Annotated in this window: 18 protein-coding genes, 2 pseudogenes and 1 other annotated feature; of the genes and pseudogenes, 18 read left to right on the top strand and 2 right to left on the bottom strand. The window is 41.5% G+C overall.

Going from position 1 to position 24,200, the window contains the following annotated elements:
- The first annotated feature begins 15 nt into the window (after positions 1 to 15).
- The 16 genes from ftsW (at position 16) to K1I97_RS04290 (ending at position 20,387) form a co-directional block, all read left to right on the top strand.
- Positions 16 to 1,239 (top strand): cell division peptidoglycan polymerase FtsW, encoded by a 1,224-nt coding sequence (ftsW, locus tag K1I97_RS04365; protein WP_223331590.1) that lies wholly within the window; start codon positions 16 to 18, stop codon positions 1,237 to 1,239.
- A gap of 23 nt (positions 1,240 to 1,262) precedes the next feature.
- Positions 1,263 to 3,959: a phosphoenolpyruvate carboxylase gene (gene ppc, locus K1I97_RS04360; RefSeq protein WP_223331589.1), complete on the top strand. Its 2,697-nt coding sequence runs from the start codon at positions 1,263 to 1,265 to the stop codon at positions 3,957 to 3,959.
- A 96-nt stretch (positions 3,960 to 4,055) separates the two neighbouring features.
- Positions 4,056 to 4,271, top strand: a binding site (T-box leader).
- Between the two features lie 118 nt (positions 4,272 to 4,389).
- The gene (gene trpX / locus K1I97_RS04355; protein ID WP_223331588.1) at positions 4,390 to 5,385 is read left to right on the top strand and encodes a tryptophan ABC transporter substrate-binding protein; all 996 of its coding nucleotides are present in this window, start codon (positions 4,390 to 4,392) and stop codon (positions 5,383 to 5,385) included.
- Positions 5,386 to 5,450: 65 nt separating this feature from the next.
- Positions 5,451 to 6,317, top strand: coding sequence for an ABC transporter permease (locus K1I97_RS04350; protein ID WP_000637255.1), 867 nt, complete (start codon positions 5,451 to 5,453; stop codon positions 6,315 to 6,317).
- Complete coding sequence (locus K1I97_RS04345; protein ID WP_000125419.1) at positions 6,314 to 7,072, top strand: ABC transporter ATP-binding protein; 759 nt, start codon at positions 6,314 to 6,316, stop codon at positions 7,070 to 7,072. The genes K1I97_RS04350 and K1I97_RS04345 overlap by 4 nt, the downstream gene beginning before the upstream one ends.
- A 196-nt stretch (positions 7,073 to 7,268) precedes the next feature.
- A complete protein-coding gene (dnaG, locus tag K1I97_RS04340; RefSeq protein ID WP_223331587.1) occupies positions 7,269 to 9,029 on the top strand; it encodes a DNA primase in 1,761 nt (586 codons plus the stop codon).
- 2 nt (positions 9,030 to 9,031) lie between these two features.
- Complete coding sequence (rpoD, locus tag K1I97_RS04335) at positions 9,032 to 10,141, top strand: RNA polymerase sigma factor RpoD (RefSeq protein WP_223331586.1); 1,110 nt, start codon at positions 9,032 to 9,034, stop codon at positions 10,139 to 10,141.
- A gap of 14 nt (positions 10,142 to 10,155) precedes the next feature.
- Positions 10,156 to 10,485, top strand: coding sequence for a metal-sulfur cluster assembly factor (locus K1I97_RS04330; RefSeq protein ID WP_000331930.1), 330 nt, complete (start codon positions 10,156 to 10,158; stop codon positions 10,483 to 10,485).
- Positions 10,486 to 10,597: 112 nt separating this feature from the next.
- Entirely contained in the window at positions 10,598 to 11,641 is a 1,044-nt protein-coding gene (locus tag K1I97_RS04325; protein ID WP_223331585.1) for a glycosyltransferase family 4 protein, read from the top strand.
- An 8-nt stretch (positions 11,642 to 11,649) separates the two neighbouring features.
- A complete protein-coding gene (locus tag K1I97_RS04320) occupies positions 11,650 to 12,966 on the top strand; it encodes a glycosyltransferase family 4 protein (protein ID WP_223331584.1) in 1,317 nt (438 codons plus the stop codon).
- A gap of 22 nt (positions 12,967 to 12,988) precedes the next feature.
- A complete protein-coding gene (locus tag K1I97_RS04315; protein WP_223331583.1) occupies positions 12,989 to 13,180 on the top strand; it encodes a PspC domain-containing protein in 192 nt (63 codons plus the stop codon).
- A gap of 30 nt (positions 13,181 to 13,210) precedes the next feature.
- Positions 13,211 to 13,345 (top strand): DUF4044 domain-containing protein, encoded by a 135-nt coding sequence (locus K1I97_RS04310; RefSeq protein WP_223331582.1) that lies wholly within the window; start codon positions 13,211 to 13,213, stop codon positions 13,343 to 13,345.
- Between the two features lie 68 nt (positions 13,346 to 13,413).
- The gene (gene obgE / locus K1I97_RS04305) at positions 13,414 to 14,724 is read left to right on the top strand and encodes a GTPase ObgE (protein ID WP_000061637.1); all 1,311 of its coding nucleotides are present in this window, start codon (positions 13,414 to 13,416) and stop codon (positions 14,722 to 14,724) included.
- 9 nt (positions 14,725 to 14,733) lie between these two features.
- Entirely contained in the window at positions 14,734 to 14,907 is a 174-nt protein-coding gene (locus K1I97_RS04300) for a hypothetical protein (protein WP_223331581.1), read from the top strand.
- Between the two features lie 550 nt (positions 14,908 to 15,457).
- Positions 15,458 to 18,808, top strand: a complete 3,351-nt coding sequence (locus tag K1I97_RS04295; protein WP_223331580.1) for an SHIRT domain-containing protein — start codon at positions 15,458 to 15,460, stop codon at positions 18,806 to 18,808.
- 235 nt (positions 18,809 to 19,043) lie between these two features.
- Positions 19,044 to 20,387 carry a DEAD/DEAH box helicase gene (locus tag K1I97_RS04290; RefSeq protein WP_223331579.1) on the top strand — a complete coding sequence of 448 codons (1,344 nt, stop codon included), beginning with the start codon at positions 19,044 to 19,046 and terminating at the stop codon, positions 20,385 to 20,387.
- A 38-nt stretch (positions 20,388 to 20,425) separates the two neighbouring features.
- On the opposite strand, the pseudogene K1I97_RS04285 reads toward K1I97_RS04290, so the two are convergent.
- Positions 20,426 to 20,608, bottom strand: a pseudogene (locus K1I97_RS04285) (transposase); the annotation flags it as partial.
- A 60-nt stretch (positions 20,609 to 20,668) separates the two neighbouring features.
- Positions 20,669 to 21,310 carry a glycerol-3-phosphate 1-O-acyltransferase PlsY gene (plsY, locus tag K1I97_RS04280; protein WP_223331578.1) on the bottom strand — a complete coding sequence of 214 codons (642 nt, stop codon included), beginning with the start codon at positions 21,308 to 21,310 and terminating at the stop codon, positions 20,669 to 20,671.
- A gap of 135 nt (positions 21,311 to 21,445) precedes the next feature.
- On the opposite strand from plsY, the gene parE reads away from it, so the two are divergent.
- Both parE and K1I97_RS10190 read left to right on the top strand, forming a co-directional pair.
- Positions 21,446 to 23,389, top strand: a complete 1,944-nt coding sequence (gene parE / locus K1I97_RS04275) for a DNA topoisomerase IV subunit B (protein ID WP_223331577.1) — start codon at positions 21,446 to 21,448, stop codon at positions 23,387 to 23,389.
- Positions 23,390 to 24,074: 685 nt separating this feature from the next.
- A pseudogene (locus K1I97_RS10190) lies at positions 24,075 to 24,197 on the top strand (protein adenylyltransferase Fic); the annotation flags it as partial.
- Between the last annotated feature and the right edge of the window lie 3 nt (positions 24,198 to 24,200).

The following is a 24,200-nucleotide window of genomic DNA, read 5'->3' as shown; positions in this document are numbered from 1 at the left end:
TTAGAATGGTGACATATGAAAATTAGTAAAAGGCACCTATTGAACTATTCCATTTTGATTCCTTACCTCCTTTTATCGATTTTGGGTCTAATCGTCGTTTACTCAACGACGAGTGCAACCTTGATCCAAGAAGGAAAAAGTGCTCTTCAGTTAGCTCGGAACCAAGGAATGTTTTGGATAATCAGTTTGATTTTGATTGCCTTAATTTATAAACTGAAACTTGGTTTTTTAAGAAATGAACGCTTGATTTTTATCGTTATGTTTGTGGAGATGATTCTCTTGGCTTTGGCACGGTTAATTGGTACCCCAATCAATGGTGCCTATGGTTGGATTTCTGTAGGACCAGTGACGATTCAACCCGCAGAGTATCTAAAAATTATCATTATTTGGTACCTAGCCCATCGATTTTCAAAACAACAAGATGAGATAGCGGTCTATGATTTCCAAGTCTTGACCCAAAATCAATGGCTACCTCGTGCTTTTAATGACTGGCGTTTTGTTTTGTTGATTTTGATAGGTAGTTTGGGAATTTTCCCAGATTTGGGAAATGCGACTATCTTGGTGATGGTATCACTGATTATGTATACAGTCAGTGGGATTGCCTACCGTTGGTTTTCAACTTTCCTAGCTCTTTTGGCAGGTAGTTCGATTCTAGCCTTGTCTGTCATTCGCTTTGTCGGGGTTGAAAAGTTTTCTCGAATTCCAGTATTTGGTTACGTTGCTAAACGTTTCAGCGCCTTCTTTAATCCTTTTAATGACTTGGCAGGTGCTGGACACCAGCTTGCAAATTCCTACTATGCCATGGTGAATGGTGGCTGGTTTGGACTTGGGTTAGGAAATTCCATCGAAAAGCGTGGTTATTTGCCAGAAGCCCATACGGATTTCGTCTTTTCGATCGTCATCGAGGAGTTTGGATTTGTAGGAGCTAGTATGATTTTGGCACTCCTTTTCTTCTTGATTTTGCGAATCATCTTGGTTGGTATTCGAGCAAAGGATCCCTTTAACTCCATGGTTGCTATCGGTGTCGGGGGGATGATCCTTGTTCAGGTCTTTGTCAATATTGGTGGGATTTCTGGATTGATCCCTTCTACAGGGGTAACCTTCCCCTTCCTTTCACAAGGGGGAAATAGTCTCCTAGTCTTATCTGTAGCCATTGCCTTTGTATTAAATATAGATGCTAGTGAAAAACGTGCCAAACTTATCAGAGAATATGAAAGTCAAACCTCTGAGATGCTGTAAGGGTTGTATGGAAAGGAAAGTATATGTCTCTTCAAAAATTAGAAAACTATAGAAATAAAGCCGTCGTCCAAGAAGAAGTCTTGATTTTGACTGAGCTGTTAGAAGATATCACAAAAAATATGCTGGCACCAGAAACCTTTGAAAAGATTATCCAGTTGAAAGAATTATCAACAAGTGAGAATTATCAAGGGCTCAATGACCTAGTGACTAGCCTTTCAAATGAAGAAATGATTTACATTTCTCGCTATTTCTCCATTCTTCCACTTTTGATTAATATCTCTGAGGATGTGGACTTAGCCTATGAAATCAATCACCAAAATAATCTGAATCAAGACTATCTAGGAAAACTATCTACAACAATTAAAATGGTAGCTGAGAAAGAAAATGCAGCTGAAATTTTAGAAAAGTTAAATGTGGTTCCTGTCTTAACTGCCCATCCAACGCAAGTACAACGTAAGAGTATGCTGGACTTGACCAATCATATCCACACTCTCCTACGCAAGTACCGTGATGTCAAACTCGGCTTGATTAATAAAGAAAAATGGCACACGGATCTCCGTCGTTACATTGAAATTATCATGCAAACCGACATGATTCGTGAGAAGAAATTGAAAGTAACCAACGAAATCACAAATGTGATGGAGTACTACCAAAGTTCTTTCCTGAATGCTGTACCACGTTTGACGGCTGAATATAAGAAACTTGCTAAAGAACAAGGTATCGAGCTTGAGCATCCAAAACCAATTACAATGGGGATGTGGATCGGAGGAGACCGTGATGGAAATCCTTTCGTAACAGCGGAAACCCTAAACAAATCAGCCTTGACTCAGTGCGAAGTCATCATGAACTACTACGATGAAAAGATTTACAATCTTTATCGTGAATTTTCACTTTCAACCAGCATCGTAAATGTCAGCGACAAGGTCCGTGAGATGGCGCTGAAGTCTCAGGACAACTCGATTTATCGTGAAAAAGAACTCTATCGTAGAGCACTCTTTGACATCCAAGCTAAGATGCAGGCAACCAAGACCCATCTTATCGAGGATAAGGATGTTCATCCAAGATATGCTACCGCAGATGAATTCTATCAAGACTTGTTGGCTATCCGAGATTCTCTATTAGAGAACAAGGGTGAGTACCTGATTTCAGGAGAATTTGTAGAGTTGATGCAGGCAGTTGAAATCTTTGGATTCTACCTTGCTTCTATCGATATGCGCCAAGATTCTAGTGTTCATGAAGCTTGTGTCGCAGAATTGTTAGCATCCGCAGGTATCAACGACCATTATAGCGATCTGTCTGAAGACGAAAAATGCGCCCTCCTCTTAAAAGAGCTGGAAGAAGATCCTCGTATCCTCTCAGCAACTCATGCTGAAAAGTCAGAACTTCTTGAGAAAGAGTTGTCTATCTTTAAAGCTGCCCGCAAGTTGAAGGATAAACTGGGTGAAAATGTCATTCGTCAAACCATCATTTCTCACGCAACAAGTGTATCCGATATGCTAGAGCTAGCAATCATGCTCAAAGAAGTCGGCTTGGTGGATGCCCAAAAAGCCCGTGTCCAAATTGTTCCCCTGTTTGAGACTATCGAGGACTTAGATCATTCGGAAGAAACCATGAGAAAATACTTCTCTCTTCCTTTAGCTAAAAAATGGATTGCTTCAAAAGATAACTATCAGGAAATCATGCTCGGTTACTCTGATAGTAACAAGGACGGTGGTTACCTGTCATCATGTTGGACCCTCTACAAGGCGCAACAACAACTAACTGCTATCGGTGATGAATTTGGCGTTAAAGTAACCTTCTTCCATGGTCGTGGTGGTACTGTGGGTCGTGGTGGTGGCCCAACTTATGAAGCCATTACATCTCAACCGCTCAAGTCTATCAAGGACCGCATCCGTCTGACTGAGCAGGGAGAAGTCATTGGAAACAAATACGGAAACAAAGACGCTGCCTATTATAACCTTGAGATGTTGGTTTCCGCAGCTATTAACCGTATGATTACCAAGAAGAAGAGTGATACCAATACGTCAAATCGTTACGAAGCTATCATGGATCAAGTAGTGGACCGTAGCTATGATATCTATCGTGATTTGGTCTTTGGAAATGAACATTTCTATGACTATTTCTTTGAATCAAGTCCAATCAAGGCTATTTCAAGCTTCAATATCGGTTCGCGTCCAGCAGCTCGTAAGACCATCACTGAAATTGGCGGTTTGCGTGCCATTCCTTGGGTCTTCTCATGGTCACAAAGTCGTGTCATGTTTCCTGGATGGTATGGCGTGGGTTCAAGCTTCAAAGAATTTATTGATCAAGATCCTGATAATATTGAGATCCTCCGTGACATGTACCAAAACTGGCCTTTCTTCCAATCCCTGCTCTCTAATGTGGACATGGTCTTATCTAAGTCTAATATGAACATTGCTTTTGAATATGCCAAGCTCTGTGAAGATGAAGAAGTGCAGGCTATCTACTACACTATTTTAGATGAATGGCAGTTGACTAAGGACGTTATTTTAGCTATCGAAGGTTATGACGAACTCTTGGCAGAAAACTCTTACCTAAAAGACAGTCTAAACTATCGTATGCCTTACTTTAATATCCTTAACTACATCCAGTTGGAGTTGATAAAACGTCAACGCCGCGGCGAATTGTCAGCTGACGAAGAAAAACTGATTCATACAACTATCAACGGAATTGCAACAGGTTTGCGTAATTCAGGCTGATATTCTACAAACTTCCTCTTTTTTCAAGGGGAAGTTTTTGAATTGTTTAAAAAATTCTAAAAATAAGCTTGACAAGTAGTTGAAAAATGATATAATTTAAACATTCAGAAAGTAATCATTGAAGTTTTTTAGAGAGTCTGTGGTTGGTGGAAACAGATAGATGAAAGTGACGAAATTGGGCTGAATGTATTTAAGAATTTGAAATCATAAAAATTCGGTGAGCACACCTTACAGTGCAACTCGTTATTGCGAGAAAGAGCGATAGGGATATTCCCTATAATTGAGGTGGCACCGCGCATCGACGTCCTCACACAAGTTTTTTGTGTGAGGACTTTTTCTATGGGGAGGAAAGATATTGGAATTTAAACGATGGCATCACTTGATGATGTGATTTAAAAAGTTAAGGTAAAAGAATTAAGGAGAAAGAAAAATGAAAAATAAACGTTTGATTGGAATTGTCGCTGGATTAGCAGTATTGGTAGTGGCTAGCTTGATTTATTCATCTATGAACAAGCCAGTAGCCAAGGAAGAGCAAAAGGTTGCTAAGGTTGGTGTCCTTCAATTTGTTAGTCACCCATCCTTGGACTTGATTTACCAAGGGATTCAAGATGGATTAGCTGAAGAAGGCTATAAAGGTGACCAAGTGAAAATCGACTTTATGAACTCTGAAGGGGATCAGAGCAAGGTTGCAACCATGAGTAAACAGTTAGTAGCAAATGGAAATGACGTTGTTGTTGGGATTGCGACACCAGCGGCTCAAGGACTCGCTAGTGCTACGAAAGATCTACCAGTTATCATGGCTGCTATTACAGACCCAATCGGTGCGAACTTGGTCAAAGATTTGAAAAAACCAGGTGGCAACATCACAGGGGTGTCAGACCACAACCCTGCTGAACAACAGGTGGAACTCATTAAGGCTTTAACTCCTGATGTTAAAACCATCGGAGCTCTTTACTCAAGTAGTGAAGACAATACAAAAACACAGGTAGAAGAATTCAAGGCATATGCTGAAAAAGCGGGTTTGAAAGTCGAAACCTTTGCCGTTCCTTCCACTAACGAAATTGCTTCAACAGTTAATGTTATGACCAGCAAGGTTGACGCTATCTGGATTCCAATCGATAACTCTATTGCTTCAGCCTTCTCAACTGTTGTATCAAGCAACCAATCAGCTAAAAAACCAATCTACCCAAGTGCAACTGCCATGGTAGAAGCAGGTGGTTTGGCATCCGTTGTAGTTGACCAACATGACGTTGGTGTGGCAACTGGTAAAATGATTGCTAAAGTTTTGAAAGGTGAAAAACCAGCTGATACGCCAGTTAATGTCTTCTCAACTGGTAAGTCAGTGATTAACAAAAAACTAGCGCAGGAACTTGGTATCACCATTCCTGAGTCTGTTCTAAAAGAAGCAGGACAAGTGGTTGAATAAAGATAAAGGAGGAGTTGGGGACATCTCCTCCCATTTTTACTAAAGAAAGAAATGAGTGAAAGATTATGATAGTATCCATTATTTCTCAGGGGATGGTCTGGGCGATTTTAGGTTTGGGAATCTTTATGACTTTTCGAATTTTGAATTTCCCTGATATGACTACTGAGGGCTCTTTTCCTCTTGGGGGAGCAGTAGCTGTAACCTTGATAACACAGGGAGTAAATCCGTTTTTAGCAACCTTAGCTGCAGTAGGGGCAGGCTGTCTAGCTGGAATGGCGACAGGTCTCTTATATACCAAAGGAAAAATTCCAACTCTCTTATCAGGGATTCTGGTCATGACTTCCTGCCATTCCATCATGCTCATGATTATGGGGCGTGCCAATCTGGGGCTTCTTGGAACCAAGCAAATTCAGGATGTCTTACCTTTTGATTCGGACCTTAACCAACTCCTGACTGGACTAATCTTTGTAGCTCTTGTAATTGGTCTCATGCTCTTTTTCCTAGATACCAAACTAGGTCAGGCCTACATCGCTACAGGTGATAATCCTGATATGGCTCGTAGTTTTGGTATCAATACTGGACGTATGGAACTCATGGGCTTGGTTCTCTCAAATGGGATTATCGCGCTTGCAGGAGCCTTAATTGCTCAACAAGAAGGATACGCGGATGTTTCTCGTGGTATCGGGGTTATCGTAGTTGGTCTAGCTAGCTTGATTATTGGTGAGGTATTGTTTAAGAGTTTGACCTTAGCTGAGCGACTCATGACCATCGTCGTTGGCTCTATTGCTTATCAGTTCCTCGTTTGGGGAGTGATTGCTCTTGGTTTTAACACCAGCTATTTACGACTCTATAGCGCCTTGATTTTGGCGGTTTGCCTTATGATTCCAACCTTTAAAAGCAAATACCTGAAAGGAGTCAAGTTCAGCAAATGACAGCAATTGTAGAATTAAAAAATGCTACCAAAGTCATCACGAATGGCTTTGACGAGGAAAAAATCATTCTGAATGATGTTTCTCTTGAAATTTTCGAACATGATTTCATTACCATTCTAGGTGGAAATGGAGCTGGGAAGTCAACGCTTTTTAACACTATTGCAGGTACCTTACCTTTAACAAGTGGGAGTATCCGTATCATGGGCGAGGACGTGACGCATTTTTCACCTGAAAAGCGGGCTAAGTATTTGTCTCGTGTCTTTCAGGATCCTAAGATGGGGACGGCTCCCCGTATGACGGTGGCGGAAAATCTCTTAATTGCCAAGTTTCGTGGTGAGAAGAGAGGACTCCTTCCTAGGAGACTTTCAAGCCATAGGGAAGAGTTTCAGGCTACTATTGAAAAAGTGGGAAATGGTCTTGAGAAACATCTCGACACTCCGATTGAGTTTCTTTCAGGTGGACAACGTCAGGCCTTGAGTCTCTTGATGGCAACCTTGAAGCGACCAGAGTTGCTCTTGTTGGATGAACACACAGCAGCTCTCGACCCAAAGACCAGTGTTGCTTTGATGGAGTTAACAGATGACTTTGTCAGCAAGGATCATCTGACAGCATTGATGATTACCCACCATATGGAAGATGCGCTGAAGTATGGCAATCGTCTGATTGTAATGAAGGAAGGTCGTATCATCCAAGACCTCAATAAAGAAGAAAAAGCTAAGATGAAAATTTCAGACTACTATCAATTATTTGAATAGATGAGTTAAATAATCATCAAAAAATAGAGAAGAGAAACTTAGAAGCATTAAAGTGTTTCTGAGTTTTTTATATCCTCTTTCTATCTAGAAAAATAAGGCAAAGAGAATTACGGAAAGTGTATGAAATGGTTTACTTTTTTTCAGAAATAAGCTATACTAGTTTACGTGAAACTATGATAAGATGGAGGTATTGTGTATGGTTGACAAGCAAGTCATTGAAGAAATCAAAAACAATGCCAACATTGTGGAAGTCATAGGTGATGTGATTTCTTTACAGAAGGCTGGACGGAACTATTTAGGGCTCTGTCCTTTTCATGGTGAAAAGACCCCCTCTTTCAACGTAGTTGAGGACAAGCAGTTTTATCACTGTTTTGGATGTGGGCGCTCAGGAGATGTTTTTAAATTCATCGAAGAATACCAAGGTGTGTCCTTCATGGAAGCCGTTCAGCTCTTAGGAGAGCGCGTCGGTATTCAACTAGCCATGCCTGTCCAGTCTCGTCCTCAACAGGCTTCGCCTCATCAAGCTCTATATGATATGCATGAAGAAGCTGCCCGTTTTTACCATGCAATCCTCATGACGACCAAGATGGGAGAAGAAGCAAGGGCTTATCTCTACAAACGCGGATTGACAGACGATGTTCTGAAGCACTTCCAGATTGGGCTGGCTCCAGCAGAGAGAACCTATCTCTACCAACGTTTATCTGACAAGTTTGAGGAAAAGGATTTATTGGATTCTGGCTTGTTTTATCTGTCAGATGGTAATCAATTTTATGATACTTTTTTTGGACGGATCATTTTTCCTTTGACCAATGACAAGGGGCAGGTTATTGCATTTTCAGGTCGTATCTGGCAAGAAACGGATAGTCAGACTGCCAAATATAAAAATAGTCGCTCGACTGCAATTTTTAACAAGAGTTACGAATTGTATCATTTGGACAAGGCAAAAAAGGGAACAGGTAAGATTACTGAGCTTTATCTGATGGAAGGCTTCATGGATGTGATTGCAGCCTACCGTGCTGGTATAGAAAATGCTGTAGCTTCCATGGGAACAGCCTTAAGCAAGGAACATGCTGACCACCTCAAACGCTTTACGAAAAAGATAGTTCTCAGCTATGATGGCGACAAGGCAGGGCAGGCAGCAACAGCCAAGGCTCTAGAGGAGTTAAAAGATTTCTCAGTTGAGGTTGTTCGAGTACCTGATGCCATGGACCCAGATGAGTATTTGCAAAAGAATTCTGCTGAAGACCTGGCTTACCTTTTAACCAAGACTCGGATTAGTCCTATTGAGTTCTATATTTACCAGCTCAAGCCAGAAAATAGTGATAACTTGCAGGCGCAAATTGAGTTCATTGAAAAGATTGCTCCCCTAATCGCCAAAGAAAAGTCTATCACTGCCCAGAATTCTTATATCCACATTCTGGCTGATAATCTACCTTCTTTTGATTACCAGCAGGTTGAGCAGATTGTAAATGAAAGTCGAATTGTTCAAAGGCAGGAAAGAGTCAAAGAGGAGCATGCTCCAGCAGTGATTAGTTTGCCTGTGACGCGGCAACTGACAGCAGTCATGAGAGCAGAGGCTCATCTCCTCTATAGGATGGCCGAGAACCCAGTTGTGTTAAATGACTACCGATTAAGAGACGATTTTTTCTTTGATACCCCAGAATTTCAGATTCTTTACGAATTATTAAGTGAGCAGGGAGAAATCGGCTCAGAGGAGCTTTCTCATCAGACACCTGAAGTTGAAAATGCTTGGTACCACGTGCTTAGTCTGGATTTGCCAGCTGAGATGTCGCCTCAAGAGCTAGTAGAAGTCGAAGCGACTCGAAACCGTGCCCTCCTTAGCAAGGACAACTTAAGAATTAAAAAGAAAGTGCAGGAAGCTAGTCATGTAGGAGATACAGACACAGCCTTGGAAGAATTACAACGATTGATTTCCCAAAAGAGAAGAATGGAGTAATAATGACAACAAAACAAAAAGAAGTAACTACATTTGATGTGCAAGTGGCAGACTTTATCCGTAACCACAAAAAAACAGGAACAGCAACAGACGACGAAATCAATTCAAGTCTAGTTATTCCTTTTACCCTGGATGCAGATGGCATTGAAGACCTTTTGCAACGGATTCAGGATGCTGGAATTTCTATCACAGATAACGAAGGAAATCCAAGTGCGCGTGTTCTTAGTGCAGAAGAAGAACCAGAACTCAGTGATGAGGACTTGATTGGCTCAACTTCTGCCAAGGTTAATGACCCTGTCCGTATGTATTTGAAGGAAATCGGGGTTGTTCCTCTTTTGACCAACGAAGAGGAAAAAGAATTGGCCCTAGCTGTTGAGGCAGGTGATATCGAAGCCAAACAACGTCTTGCCGAAGCCAACCTTCGTTTGGTGGTTTCAATCGCTAAGCGCTACGTAGGGCGTGGCATGCAATTTCTTGACTTGATCCAAGAAGGAAACATGGGCTTGATGAAGGCAGTGGACAAGTTTGACTATTCAAAAGGATTTAAGTTTTCTACTTACGCAACTTGGTGGATTCGTCAGGCGATTACCCGTGCCATCGCTGACCAGGCCCGTACCATTCGTATCCCTGTCCACATGGTAGAAACGATTAACAAGCTTGTCCGAGAACAGCGTAATCTCCTTCAAGAATTGGGACAAGATCCGACACCTGAACAAATCGCTGAGCGAATGGATATGACACCTGATAAGGTACGCGAAATCTTGAAGATTGCCCAAGAGCCAGTCTCGCTTGAAACACCGATTGGTGAAGAGGACGATAGCCATCTTGGGGACTTTATCGAAGACGAAGTGATTGAAAATCCAGTAGACTATACAACTCGTATCGTTTTGCGTGAGCAGTTGGATGAAGTCTTGGATACTCTTACAGACCGTGAAGAAAACGTCTTGCGCTTGCGTTTCGGACTAGATGATGGGAAAATGCGTACTCTTGAAGATGTTGGGAAAGTCTTTAACGTGACTCGTGAGCGTATCCGTCAGATCGAGGCCAAGGCTTTGAGAAAATTGCGTCAACCAAGTCGCAGCAAACCGCTTCGTGATTTTATTGAAGACTAGGAGTGAGGAATAACATGGCTTATACAGAAGAGCAAATTGAAACGATCAAAACACGCATTTTAAATGCTTTGGAAGAAGTCATCGACCCTGAGTTGGGGATTGATATTGTCAACCTAGGTTTGATTTATGAAATTCGTTTTGATGGTGAAACAGGTCACACTGAAATTGATATGACCTTGACAACTATGGGCTGCCCACTGGCTGACCTTTTGACAGACCAGATACACGATGCGATGACAGATGTGCCTGAGGTAACTAATACCGAGGTCAAATTGGTCTGGTATCCAGCTTGGACTGTTGAAAAAATGAGTCGCTATGCACGTATCGCGCTAGGAATTAAATAAAGACTAAGAAAAATGAGAGAGACGATTGGAAAATAGGGTAAATTCCTCTTTTTCCTCTGGTCTCTTCTTTCTTTTGCTGATTTTCTGGAAATAAAATGGTATAATGAATGGTATGGAAAACGAAAAATTGCGTGTCAATATGCTAAGTTCAAGTGAAAAAGTGGCTGGTCAGGGAGTATCAGGAGCCTACCGTGAGTTGGTACGCCTTCTACATCGAGATGCCAAAGACCAGTTGATTGTTACAGAGAATCTTCCTGTAGAAGCGGATGTAACCCACTTTCATACCATTGATTTCCCTTATTATTTATCTACTTTCCAAAAGAAACGCTCTGGGAGAAAAATTGGCTATGTGCATTTCTTGCCTGATACGCTTGAGGGAAGCTTGAAAATTCCATTTTTCTTAAAGGGAATTATCAAACGCTATGTGTTTTCTTTTTATAACCGAATGGAACACTTGGTCGTGGTCAATCCCATGTTTATCGAGGATTTGGTAGCTGCTGGTATTCCGCGTGAAAAAGTAACTTATATTCCAAACTTTGTAAATAAAGAAAAATGGCATCCATTACCAGCTGAACAAGTTGCACAACTCCGGAAGGAAATGGATTTAGCGGAAGGTCAGTTTGTCGTAATCGGTGCGGGTCAGGTTCAGAAACGAAAAGGAATTGATGATTTTATCCGTCTTGCTGAGGAATTGCCAGAAATTACCTTTATCTGGGCTGGTGGTTTTTCATTTGGTGGGATGACAGATGGTTATGAACGCTATAAGAAGATTATGGACAATCCACCCAAAAATCTTATTTTCCCAGGTATTGTTCCGCCAGAGCGGATGCGTGAGTTCTATGCTTTAGCAGATTTGTTCTTGCTACCAAGTTACAATGAATTATTCCCTATGACTATCTTAGAGGCAGCTAGCTGTGAAGCACCGATTATGTTGAGGGATTTAGATCTATACAAGGTCATCCTTGAAGGGAATTATCGTGCAACAAGTGATGTTTCCGAGATGAGAGAAGCAATCCTAGAATACAAGAATGCCCCTGAAGCTTTAAAAGACTTGAAAGAAAAAGCTCGTGAGATTTCCAAAGAGTACTCTGAGGAGCATTTGTTGGAAATCTGGCTAAAATTCTATCGAGAACAGGCTGCTTTGGGCAAAAAGTGAGGTAATTTATGCGAATTGGTTTATTTACAGATACCTATTTCCCTCAGGTTTCCGGGGTCGCGACTAGTATTCGAACATTGAAAACTGAGCTTGAGAAGCAAGGGCATGCAGTTTTTATCTTTACAACGACCGATAAAGATGTGAACCGATACGAGGATTGGCAAATTATCCGAATTCCGAGTGTTCCTTTCTTTGCATTTAAGGATCGACGATTTGCCTACCGAGGTTTTACAAAGGCGCTTGAAATTGCCAAGCAGTATCAACTTGACATCATTCATACCCAGACAGAATTTTCACTTGGTTTGTTAGGGATTTGGATTGCGAGAGAATTAAAAATTCCAGTTATTCATACCTACCATACCCAGTACGAAGACTATGTGCATTACATTGCTAAAGGCATGCTAATTCGTCCGAGTATGGTAAAATATTTGGTGCGTGGCTTCCTTCATGATGTAGATGGCGTGATTTGCCCTAGTGAGATTGTTCGTGACCTTTTATCTAAATACAAAGTCAAGGTTGAAAAGCGTGTCATCCCAACTGGAATTGAGCTAGCTAAGTTTGAACGACCTGAGATCAAAGAGGAAAACTTACAAGAGCTTCGTTCGAAGTTAGGCATTCAGGAAGACGAGAAAATGCTGCTGAGCCTTTCTCGTATCTCCTTTGAGAAGAATATCCAAGCGGTCCTAAACGCCTTTGCTGGGGTATTGAAAGAAGAAGACAAGGTGAAGTTGGTTGTTGCTGGAGATGGTCCTTATCTGGACAGTCTGAAGGAGCAAGCAGTAAAATTAAACCTGCAAAAACATGTGATTTTTACAGGTATGATTGCTCCAAGCGAGACAGCCTTATACTATAAAGCGGCTGATTTCTTTATTTCTGCCTCTACGAGTGAAACCCAGGGTTTAACCTATCTAGAAAGTCTAGCCAGTGGAACGCCTGTCATCGCTCATGGCAACCCCTATCTTGAAAATCTGATCAATGAAAAAATGTTTGGAACACTTTATTATGGAGAACGAGAGCTTGCAGGCGCTATCCTCGAAGCCTTGATAGCTACTCCTGATATGTCTGAACAAAAATTGGCGGATAAGTTGTATGAGATTTCGGCTGAGAACTTTGGGAAGCGAGTTCATGAGTTTTATCTCGATGCGATGATTTCAAATAAATTTGAGCAGGAACTACGTGGCGACGAACCTATGACACAGCGATTTCTGAAGACAGTTCTTTATCTACCCCAGCAGGCTGTGTCGGCTCCAGTTAAGGAGTCTAAACGAATACTAAAGGCTTCTAAAAAGCAGTTGTCTAGCATCCGGGATTACTGGAGAGATTAGTAAAAATATAGGAGAATAAAAGATGGCGAAAAAATTTATGAGAAGTGGAAGAGATCAAAAAATTGGTGGTGTTTGCGCAGGAGTAGCTCACTATTTCGATATTGATCCTACAATTGTTCGTGTGATTTGGGGTGTTCTTGCCTTTTGTTATGGGGCAGGGGTCGTAGCATATATTATTTTATGGGCAATTGCTCCAGTTTCGACAGAATATTAAATTAGAAATATAAGGTTTAAAGGAGAGGCTATGGCTTTCGGAGACGATAGAAAACGTAAAAAAACATTGTTTGAAAAATTAACATTATTAATTGTTATTGTTATGTTACTTGCAAGTTTACTTGGTATTTTTGCAACAGCAATAGGTGCGTTGAGTAATCTATAAAGCTTGATGATAAATCAGGATTATTTAGTGACTGGGATTTCCCAGCCTTTTTAAAGCGAGAAGAAAATATGAGTATGTTTTTAGATACAGCCAAGATTAAGGTCAAGGCTGGTAATGGTGGCGATGGCATGGTCGCCTTTCGCCGTGAAAAATATGTCCCTAATGGTGGTCCTTGGGGTGGTGATGGTGGACGTGGAGGTAACGTTGTTTTCGTTGTGGACGAAGGCTTACGTACCTTGATGGATTTCCGTTATAATCGTCATTTCAAGGCTGATTCCGGTGAAAAAGGGATGACCAAAGGAATGCACGGACGTGGTGCAGAGGACCTTCGTGTTCGCGTACCACAGGGAACTACTGTACGTGATGCAGAGACAGGTAAAGTCATTACAGACTTGATTGAACATGGTCAAGAATTTATCGTGGCTCATGGCGGTCGAGGTGGCCGAGGAAACATCCGTTTTGCGACTCCCAAAAATCCTGCACCTGAAATCTCTGAGAATGGAGAACCAGGTCAAGAACGTGAGTTGCAACTAGAACTGAAAATCTTGGCGGATGTTGGCTTGGTCGGTTTCCCATCGGTTGGAAAGTCAACTCTGCTTAGTGTCATCACTTCAGCGAAACCAAAAATCGGTGCTTATCATTTTACAACGATTGTGCCAAATCTAGGTATGGTTCGTACGCAGTCAGGCGAATCTTTTGCAGTAGCAGACCTTCCAGGTTTGATTGAAGGGGCCAGTCAAGGTGTTGGTCTTGGAACCCAGTTTCTCCGTCATATCGAACGTACACGAGTTATCCTCCATGTCATCGATATGTCTGCTAGCGAAGGACGTGATCCTTACGAGGATTACCTTGCTATCAATAAGGAATTAGAATCCTACAACCTTCGTCTCATGGAACGTCCGCAGATTATCGTAGCCAACAAGATGGATATGCCTGAAAGTCAGGAAAATCTGAAAACTTTTAAGGAAAAGTTGGCAGCAAACTACGACGAGTTTGAGGAACTTCCAGCTATCTTCCCTATTTCTGGATTGACCAAACAAGGGTTGGCGACACTTTTGGACGCTACAGCTGAATTGTTAGATAAGACTCCAGAATTCCCAATCTATGATGAATCCGATATGGAAGAAGAAGCTTACTACGGATTTGATGAGGAAGAAAAAGCCTTTGAAATTAGTCGTGATGACGATGCGACATGGGTACTTTCTGGTGAAAAACTCATGAAACTCTTTAACATGACCAACTTTGACCGTGATGAGTCTGTCATGAAGTTTGCTCGTCAGCTTCGTGGTATGGGGGTTGACGAAGCCCTTCGTGCGCGTGGAGCTAAGGATGGCGATTTGGTCCGCATTGGTAAATTTGAATTTGAATTTGTAGACTAGGAGATTGATATGGGAGATAAACCGATATCATTCCGAGATGCAGATGGAAATTTTGTTTCTGCAGCAGATGTTTGGAATGAAAAGAAACTAGAAGAACTGTTCAATCGTCTCAATCCCAAACGTGCTCTTAGATTGGCACGAGAAAAAAAAGATAATGAGAAGGCCGATAGAGAAGAAAAATGATTTATCGATTTTGGTATAAGTTTTTTAAAATTCATAGGGTGTAATGAGAAACTAGCATCAGGGGAGAATAGAATTTGTTCTCTCTTTTTGATGCATAAAAATGAAAATATATTTCTGAAAATTTTCAGAGTTGTGAAGTGTTCAATATGCTATGTGATTCATTTGCAGATAGCAGTAGTGCTTTCTAGCTTGGCGATTAGAAATAGAAAGATTTAAAAGCTTTTTAGGATTCTATTTCTTCACATGCATCATACAAAAGGGGGACGAAGCTCCTGTCAACTTGTTTCTCAGGATGTCTATAATGATGATATCACGATTTTTCATTCTGACTGATTAGGTAGTGATAATCTTGATCGAATTCATGCTCGCCTTTATCTTTCTAATAGAACTCGAAATTCCTAATTCAGTTGTTTTAGAGAATAAATTCTTCAAATATTTGTATATTATGGAAAAATATTAGCTGCTAAGATCTTGGAGAACTATAGTAAAAAGTCGCTAATATCAGTTGTTTGTGGTAGAATAAAAGGTATAAAATAGAAGGAGAACTGAAATGTCTTTTCAGGATAGAAAGATAAAATATTCAATCCGAAAATTATCAGTAGCTACTGTGTCCCTTGCGATTGGATTTTTGTTTGCACCCACTGCGATTGGAGTGGACCAAACAGTTCACGCAGATGAGCTCGAATCTACAGCACAAGTGGGAAATAAGTCAGATAATCAAGCCTCAGAAGGAGCGTCTGAAGCAACAAAAGTAGAAAATCAAGAGACGACTTCAACGAAGGCTTCTGCATCAGTGCCAGCAGAGACTAAAGAGGACAATCGAGCTCCCTTAAAGTTTGCCACCCCTACTGTGACAGAGACAAGTCAAGTTACAGATTCAACTGCTCTTAGAAATTCTCAACCAGCTGCTGAAATGGCTCAGCCATCCACAGAAGGAGCTGCCCAGCTGCCCTCTGCAAACGTTAGTCTGAAGAAGAGTGCTTTAGAGAACTATCTCAAAGAGTTGCGCAATAAGGATTTTTCAAGGAAAACAGATGAGAGTGTAGAAATCCTTAATGATTTGATGACAGCGGCTGATAGCCTACTTCAAACTGCAACAAAGCAAGAAGAAATTGATAAAGTTTACCGAAATCTGGTGACCTTCGTTAATTCTGGACTTCGTAATAAAAATTCAAAAGTCATCTTGGGAAAGGATAAGATTCCTTCAAAAGAAGCAGAGTCTGTAGACACTTCCTCTAAAGGAAAATTATCTGAGGATTCTGCAAAACAGACTGATACTACCTACAGAGTAGAATACAAATTTAAGAACTCAACTCCAATCTATCCTCTGCCCAATAAGATTCGCTCAATGCTTCCAGCTGCTAGTGAATTTGTAGCTCAAGCGGATGATTACAAAGATGTGATTCAACTTGGGACAACTACAGTAAGTGTTCCAACTGGTACTTGGACTTTCCATGGTTTTGATACAGCTAAATATGGAAAAGCTATTGCAGGAACGAAAGTCAAAACCATCACTGGAACGTGGAGCTTTGAGCCAAATGGTGTCGACTATGAGTTCCAGTCAACCAATCCTGATATTGCATTACCAGATTATATCGCTAAGCTGACTCCGAAAAATCCAACTGATTATAAGATGGGCGGCCTGTTTCTTACAGAAGTAGATGCTGAGCAACCAAGTGAAACGACTTATGTTGATGCAGCAAATAAGGTGACTTGGAAATTCGAAGGATACGATAAAGAAAAAGTCATTATTGGAGTAGGAAGACGGACTTTTGTTGGAAGATGGGCCCCCACTCCTAATCCAGAATATGTATTCAAATCATCTAAATCAGGTGTCCCATTGCCACAAAGTATCTTGGACATGCTTCCGAAAGATGAGGCCTCTTACAAGGTTGGTGACACAATTGTAGCCAAACAACCGGCTAAAGAATCAGTAGAAGAAGTTGAAAAAGATTATATATGGACCTTCAAGGGATATGATCACAAGAATGCGACTTTTGATGGCAAGCGCGTGATATATACTGGTATATGGGAAGTAACGCCTAGACCGCACCATGTAAGCTATCGTTTTGAAAGTGGGACGACTGGCCTTTCTTTACCTGACTTTATCCAGAAGAAAACACCAAAAGACACCTCAACTTACTACAATACACAAAAAGTTCTACCAGAAGAGCTAACTACAACGACGTACACAGATGATGTGAACGACGGTATCTGGACTTTTGTTGGTTACGATGCTAAGAGTAAGACTGTGAAAAAGGTTGATCTAGCTTTCATTGGTAAGTGGGAGTTTAAGGCGAATCAGTATCAAGTAGCTTACCGATTCGAAAGTGCGACTGCTGGGAAAGATCTCCCAGCAGCTATCACGGCCTTATCTCCAAATGATAGTACAACTTATGTGAATGGCGCAGCAGTTTCAGCCAAACAACCCGTTCAAACGACTTATACAGATACAGTGAATGACGGTGTATGGACCTTCAAGGGCTATGCTGCAGATAGTGCGGTCGTGAATAAGGCAAATGTGAATTTTGTAGGCAAATGGGAATTTAAGGTAAACCAGTATCAAGCAGGTTACCGATTTGAAAGTGCGACTGCTGGGAAAAATCTTCCAGCAGCTATCACATCCTTGACTCCAAGCGATAGTGCGACCTATCTGAATGGTGTTGCAGTTTTGGCTAAGCAACCAATCCAAACCACTTACATAGATGATGTGAACGATGGTATCTGGACCTTCAAGAGGTATATTCCAGCTGGTGCTGTGGTTAATAAGGCAGATGTTGCTTTTATTGGTCAGTGGGAATTTGCGCCTAATAAGTACCAAGCGACATACCGTTTCGAGAGTGCAACAGCAGGTAAAGTTCTCCCCGCAGACATTGCAGTTTGGACACCAAGTGATATTGCTACTTATATGGATGGTACAAGTGTTTTAGCTAAACAACCAGTGAAAACGAACTATACAGACGAAGTGAATAATGGTACCTGGACCTTCAAGGGCTACGACATAGCTAGCGCTGTTATCAACAAAGCTAATATAGCCTTCGTAGGGAAGTGGGAATTCAAGGCGAATCCGACAAATGCTGAAACTTATATGCCTCAGGTAACGGAAGAAATCATCAAGATTGGAGACAAACCAAACTTGACCGATAATGTGACGAACTTGTCAAGCCTTCCAGCTGGCACTAAGGTGGTTGATATCACGCCTGTGGGTCAAATAGATACTACAAAACCAGGTACTTATAGCGGTACAGTTCGTGTTGATTATCCAGATGGTTCTTCTACTGAAGTTTCCGTACCAGTTAATGTTTTGCCTGCACCGGTAACTGAAACCTATAAAGTGACTTACAGCTTTGAAAGTGTGACAGCAGATAACAACTTGCCAGCAGAAGTATTGAACTTACTTCCACAAAGTGGAACATATACTACAAGTTCTTCTGCAGCGATTGCTTTTGTTCCAGAAGCACCGATGCCTGTAGAAGTTGCTGTTGCAAATGGTACTTGGAAATTCGCTGGTTACGAAAAAGTGGAAGAGGGAACAAGTTTGACCTTCGTAGGTAAGTGGACCTTTGAAGCCAAGCAAGCTCCTAGTGCGCAATCGGAACCAGCGCCGCAACTGCAACCACAGCCAAGTCCGGTTCCACCAGTGACTCCAGAAGCGAAGCCAACTCAAGAGGCTGATTCAGCAGCTAAAGTACAAACGGATCAGTTAGAGAAGAAGCCTGAAAGCAAACTTGTTTCAAATGCTAAGCCAGCTGTTCCAACTCCTGCAGGAGATAAGACTAAACAAGCGACCTTACCAAATACAGGTAGTATTTCTCCTTTCTCACTGACGGAATTGATAGCAAGTTCTACTTTTGCCGGTTTTGGAGTATTGCTCATCAATCGTAAACGTAAAGATGATTAAGCATTGATGTTATCTAGTAGCTTTCGACTTTTATAAGATTGTAAGCAAGTAGTTGACTTTTTGTTAAGTGTATCTGAGTCAAAAGGGTTAATGCTTAGAGAAGACCAATTCGGTCTTCTCTTTTTACGTTTTAGATAGAAATCCGCTAGTATGCGAGAGGTTTTTAAGAGAAGCTAGGCTACTGAAAAAGCTCAAATTATGGTATATATAATAGTAGAATAGAATCGAGGATAGTATGTCATTTAAGAAATTTCAATTTAAAAATTATATAGTAGAGGCCTTGGAGGAGTTGAAATTCGTAACTCCTACAGAGGTACAAGAAAAATTAATCCCTATTGTACTGGCAGGTCGTGACTTGGTGGGCGAATCGAAAACAGGTTCAGGAAAGACACACACTTTCCTACTTCCTATTTTCCAGCAATTGGATGAAACTAGCGATAGTGTGCAAGCAGTGATTACGACTCCAAGTCGGGAGTTGGCTACTCAGATCTACCAAGCAGCTCGTCAGATTGCAGCTCACTCAGATGTCGAAGTTCGTGTGATTAATTATGTGGGTGGTACGGATAAGGCCCGTCAGATTGAAAAACTTGCCAGCAGCCAACCCCATATTGTTATTGGGACTCCAGGGCGTATCTATGACTTGGTCAAATCTGGTGATTTGGCTATTCACAAGGCTAAGACTTTTGTTGTTGATGAAGCCGATATGACCTTAGATATGGGATTCTTGGAAACCGTTGATAAGATTGCAGGAAGCCTTCCAAAAGATTTGCAATTCATGGTCTTTTCGGCGACCATTCCACAAAAGTTACAACCGTTCTTGAAAAAATACTTGTCAAATCCTGTCATGGAGAAAATCAAAACCAAGACAGTCATCTCAGATACGATTGATAATTGGTTGATTTCGACCAAGGGCCGTGACAAGAATGCTCAGATTTACCAGCTGACTCAGTTGATGCAGCCTTATTTGGCAATGATTTTTGTTAACACAAAGACGCGTGCTGATGAGTTACATGCCTACTTGACTGCTCAAGGATTGAAGGTAGCAAAGATTCATGGAGATATTGCTCCTCGTGAACGCAAGCGGATCATGAACCAGGTGAAAAATCTGGATTTTGAGTACATTGTCGCAACGGACTTGGCGGCTCGTGGAATTGATATTGAAGGTGTCAGCCATGTTATCAATGATGCCATTCCGCAAGATTTGTCCTTCTTTGTTCACCGTGTTGGACGAACTGGACGCAATGGTCTACCTGGTACAGCTATTACCCTTTACCAGCCAAGTGATGACTCGGATATCCGTGAGTTGGAGAAATTAGGGATCAAGTTTACTCCTAAGATGGTCAAAGACGGAGAGTTTCAAGATACCTATGACCGTGATCGTCGTGCCAATCGTGAAAAGAAGCAGGATAAACTTGATACGGAGATGATTGGTTTGGTTAAAAAGAAAAAGAAAAAAGTCAAACCAGGCTATAAGAAGAAGATTCAATGGGCGGTGGATGAAAAACGCCGTAAAACCAAGCGTGCTGAGAATCGTGCGCGAGGACGTGCAGAACGCAAAGCCAAACGCCAAACATTTTAAAAACTGGCTCATTGTCAACTGTAGTGGGTTGAAGTCAGCTAAGATCGAGAAAGGACGGATTTCTTCCTTTCTTTTTTGATGTTGAGAGCGATGAAAATCCTTTTTTTGAAGTTTTCAAAGTTTCGAAAACCAAAAGCATTGCGTTTGATGAGTTTAATGAGATTATTGGTCGCTTCTAATTTGGCGTTGGAATAAGGTAATTGAGGGACGTTGACGATTTTCTATAAAACAGACTCTATAATATCTATAGGGTATTTACCCACTACAGAAATTATAGAGCCTTATTTTTTAGGATTTTGTTGTGTTAGGTTCAATCCCCAAGGGACTAGATTTTCAGTTTTATTTTTGATACGTGTGATATTATCCTTGTGACGAATGATAATCAAGCTAGCAAGTGCTAGGATAATAGCGATGAAGAGAGGGTCGTAGCTGCTCAGGATAAAACTAAATAGTGGAAATAGTAAAACTCCGATAACGGCTGCTATAGAAGCGGCAACGCTAGACAGTGAAATCATACTACCTAGATAGAGGCTTCCAAAGAATACGATTGCTAGATAGAGACAGAAAATAGGCGCAAATCCGAAAATCACTCCAGCACTGGTTGCGACAGCCTTACCACCTTTAAAGCCTGCAAAGATAGGAAAGGTATGTCCAATGACAGCCAAAAGACCAAAGACGAGAGGTGAGATTCCTTGCAAATGGAAGAAGATTGGAAGGAGAGTGGCCAAGGTTCCTTTAAAGAAGTCAATCACAAAGGTTGCCATACCCGCTTTCTTGCCTAAAATTCGGAAAGTATTGGTTGTTCCGGTGTTTCCAGAACCATGTTCACGCAGATTTGTTTGAAAGAAGATTTGTCCAATCCAAAGACCAGACGGAATCGAACCTAGTAGATAAGCTAAAATTAATAATACAAATGTCATCATAGACCTATTATACCATGAAATGCTGTAGAAAGGTTGAGAATCTCTTGTGAAATTGTGACAGCTGAATGGGAAAAACTTTGCAAAATACCCAGAAAACCTGTAAAATAGAAAAGATGAACAAATAGGAGGTTCCTTGTGTCAAAAAAGGAAATCAATATTAATAACTATAATGATGACGCCATTCAGGTGCTAGAAGGGTTGGATGCGGTTCGTAAACGTCCGGGGATGTATATTGGATCGACTGACGGTGCTGGTCTCCATCACCTAGTCTGGGAAATTGTGGACAATGCTGTCGATGAAGCCTTGTCTGGATTTGGTGACCGCATTGATGTGACCATCAATAAAGACGGAAGTTTGACAGTAGAGGACCATGGTCGAGGGATGCCGACTGGGATGCACGCCATGGGAATTCCAACCGTTGAGGTTATCTTTACCATTCTCCACGCTGGAGGAAAATTCGGTCAAGGTGGCTACAAAACATCTGGTGGTCTCCACGGAGTCGGTTCTTCCGTTGTTAATGCCCTATCAAGTTGGCTGGAAGTTGAAATCACCCGTGACGGTACAGTCTACAAGCAACGTTTTGAAAATGGTGGAAAACCTGTTACAACCTTGAAGAAAATTGGTACAGCTCCCAAGTCTAAGACCGGTACCAAAGTCACTTTCATGCCTGACGCAACGATTTTTTCTACGACTGACTTCAAGTACAATACCATTTCAGAACGACTCAATGAGTCAGCCTTTCTCTTAAAAAATGTTACCTTGTCTTTGACAGATAAGCGAACAGATGAAGCAATCGAATTCCATTATGAGAACGGGGTACAAGACTTTGTTTCTTACCTCAATGAAGACAAGGAAATCTTGACGCCAGTCCTATATTTTGAAGGCGAAGACAATGGTTTCCAAGTGGAAGTTGCCCTCCAGTACAATGATGGATTCTCAGATAACATTCTATCCTTTGTCAATAACGTTCGTACTAAGGACGGTGGAACTCATGAGACAGGACTCAAGTCAGCCATTACTAAGGTCATGAATGACTACGCGCGTAAGACGGGACTTCTCAAGGAAAAAGATAAAAATCTTGAAGGGTCAGACTACCGTGAGGGACTAGCAGCTGTTCTTTCTATTCTAGTTCCGGAAGAACACCTCCAGTTTGAAGGTCAGACCAAGGACAAACTTGGAAGTCCACTAGCTCGTCCAGTTGTGGATGGAATTGTGGCTGATAAGTTGACTTTCTTCCTCATGGAAAATGGTGAACTGGCTTCCAATCTTATTCGCAAGGCTATCAAGGCGCGTGATGCCCGTGAAGCGGCTCGCAGGGCGCGTGATGAGAGCCGAAATGGTAAGAAAAACAAGAAAGACAAGGGCTTGTTGTCTGGGAAATTGACCCCAGCCCAGTCTAAAAATCCAGCAAAGAACGAGCTCTACCTAGTCGAAGGAGATTCTGCCGGTGGTTCTGCCAAGCAAGGCCGTGACCGTAAGTTCCAGGCTATCTTGCCCCTTCGTGGGAAGGTCATCAATACAGCTAAAGCCAAGATGGCGGATATCCTCAAAAATGAAGAAATCAACACCATGATTTACACAATTGGTGCGGGTGTGGGAGCAGACTTCTCTATTGAAGATGCCAACTATGACAAGATCATTATCATGACCGATGCGGATACGGATGGTGCCCATATCCAAACTCTTCTTTTAACATTCTTCTACCGCTACATGCGTCCGCTAGTCGAGGCAGGACATGTCTATATCGCCCTTCCGCCTCTTTACAAGATGTCCAAAGGCAAAGGCAAGAAAGAAGAAGTAGCTTATGCTTGGACGGACGGAGAGCTAGAAGAACTCCGCAAGCAATTTGGCAAAGGAGCCACTATCCAACGCTACAAAGGTCTTGGTGAGATGAATGCGGACCAACTCTGGGAGACGACTATGAATCCTGAAACCCGTACCCTCATCCGTGTCACCATCGAAGACCTAGCACGCGCTGAACGTCGTGTCAATGTCCTCATGGGAGACAAGGTCGAACCACGCCGTAAGTGGATTGAGGATAATGTCAAGTTTACGCTGGAAGAAGCGACAGTGTTTTAAGGGGCATGAATAATGGTTGATTCAGGACATTCGATTTTTGGTAGTTACTTGGGTTTGATTTTCTTAGTTTCTTTACCCTCGGCTATTCTTGCATTCTACATTAACAGTCGAAAAAAAAGTTTCCAAGGATTATATGCACCGATTGTATTTACTTTATTTATGATCTTGATGCTTTTATTCAATATGGATTCGTCAGAATCCGGTTCTTTAGTGGCATCCTTTGTCATGATTTTATTTGGTTTTCCTTTGATAGCAGGAGCCTTAATCTACACACTTATTCGATTGTGTTACGTCTATCCGGAGAAACGGTGGAAGGCTTTTTTGATTTTCCTATCCTATATTTTAGGTCCCCTATCTGTAGGTGTTCTGGGATCGTATGTGGTAAATTTAGTTCAGATCCATCTGTTGACATTCTTGGTAATGATTTTGATGATTCTAGTTTCCTATCTTCCTCCTCTCTATCTCCATTACACCAAACGAAATCAGTAAGACACAGAATACTTTTTGGTAGGGAATAGTGATTAATTGCTTAGATTATGTAAGAGATGGCAAATGGTTTACGATTTATAATGAAAAAGAATTTCAAACAGCTCTAAGTGATGAAGGAGAGAAATATGAGAACAGAACCCTAAATGCTTGGACTGATTTTAGGAACAGTTAAAACTTTAAAAGTTGACGCTGGAAAGAACTCAAGTATCTCCTCCTCAATAATCTGACGGATGACCTTACTCAGACCCGTTTCTTTAAGGGTATGGATGCTTCATATTATTACGAAGGGTATAACCTTTACCAGACAGGGGAGTTATAAAGT

Origin of the sequence: Streptococcus oralis (assembly GCF_019929345.1) — a bacterium.
Lineage (GTDB): Bacteria > Bacillota > Bacilli > Lactobacillales > Streptococcaceae > Streptococcus.
The sequence above is the reverse complement of the archived record's forward strand: the minus strand, read 5'-3'. Positions and strand labels throughout refer to the sequence as shown.

What these genes read in the sequence shown, in the direction of transcription:
- ftsW (WP_223331590.1), top strand. Translation starts at nt 16, where the DNA reads ATGAAAATTAGTAAAAGGCACCTATTGAACTATTCCATTTTGATTCCT.
- ppc (WP_223331589.1), top strand. Translation starts at nt 1,263, where the DNA reads ATGTCTCTTCAAAAATTAGAAAACTATAGAAATAAAGCCGTCGTCCAA.
- trpX (WP_223331588.1), top strand. Translation starts at nt 4,390, where the DNA reads ATGAAAAATAAACGTTTGATTGGAATTGTCGCTGGATTAGCAGTATTG.
- K1I97_RS04350 (WP_000637255.1), top strand. Translation starts at nt 5,451, where the DNA reads ATGATAGTATCCATTATTTCTCAGGGGATGGTCTGGGCGATTTTAGGT.
- K1I97_RS04345 (WP_000125419.1), top strand. Translation starts at nt 6,314, where the DNA reads ATGACAGCAATTGTAGAATTAAAAAATGCTACCAAAGTCATCACGAAT.
- dnaG (WP_223331587.1), top strand. Translation starts at nt 7,269, where the DNA reads ATGGTTGACAAGCAAGTCATTGAAGAAATCAAAAACAATGCCAACATT.
- rpoD (WP_223331586.1), top strand. Translation starts at nt 9,032, where the DNA reads ATGACAACAAAACAAAAAGAAGTAACTACATTTGATGTGCAAGTGGCA.
- K1I97_RS04330 (WP_000331930.1), top strand. Translation starts at nt 10,156, where the DNA reads ATGGCTTATACAGAAGAGCAAATTGAAACGATCAAAACACGCATTTTA.
- K1I97_RS04325 (WP_223331585.1), top strand. Translation starts at nt 10,598, where the DNA reads ATGGAAAACGAAAAATTGCGTGTCAATATGCTAAGTTCAAGTGAAAAA.
- K1I97_RS04320 (WP_223331584.1), top strand. Translation starts at nt 11,650, where the DNA reads ATGCGAATTGGTTTATTTACAGATACCTATTTCCCTCAGGTTTCCGGG.
- K1I97_RS04315 (WP_223331583.1), top strand. Translation starts at nt 12,989, where the DNA reads ATGGCGAAAAAATTTATGAGAAGTGGAAGAGATCAAAAAATTGGTGGT.
- K1I97_RS04310 (WP_223331582.1), top strand. Translation starts at nt 13,211, where the DNA reads ATGGCTTTCGGAGACGATAGAAAACGTAAAAAAACATTGTTTGAAAAA.
- obgE (WP_000061637.1), top strand. Translation starts at nt 13,414, where the DNA reads ATGAGTATGTTTTTAGATACAGCCAAGATTAAGGTCAAGGCTGGTAAT.
- K1I97_RS04300 (WP_223331581.1), top strand. Translation starts at nt 14,734, where the DNA reads ATGGGAGATAAACCGATATCATTCCGAGATGCAGATGGAAATTTTGTT.
- K1I97_RS04295 (WP_223331580.1), top strand. Translation starts at nt 15,458, where the DNA reads ATGTCTTTTCAGGATAGAAAGATAAAATATTCAATCCGAAAATTATCA.
- K1I97_RS04290 (WP_223331579.1), top strand. Translation starts at nt 19,044, where the DNA reads ATGTCATTTAAGAAATTTCAATTTAAAAATTATATAGTAGAGGCCTTG.
- plsY (WP_223331578.1), bottom strand. Translation starts at nt 21,310, where the DNA reads ATGATGACATTTGTATTATTAATTTTAGCTTATCTACTAGGTTCGATT.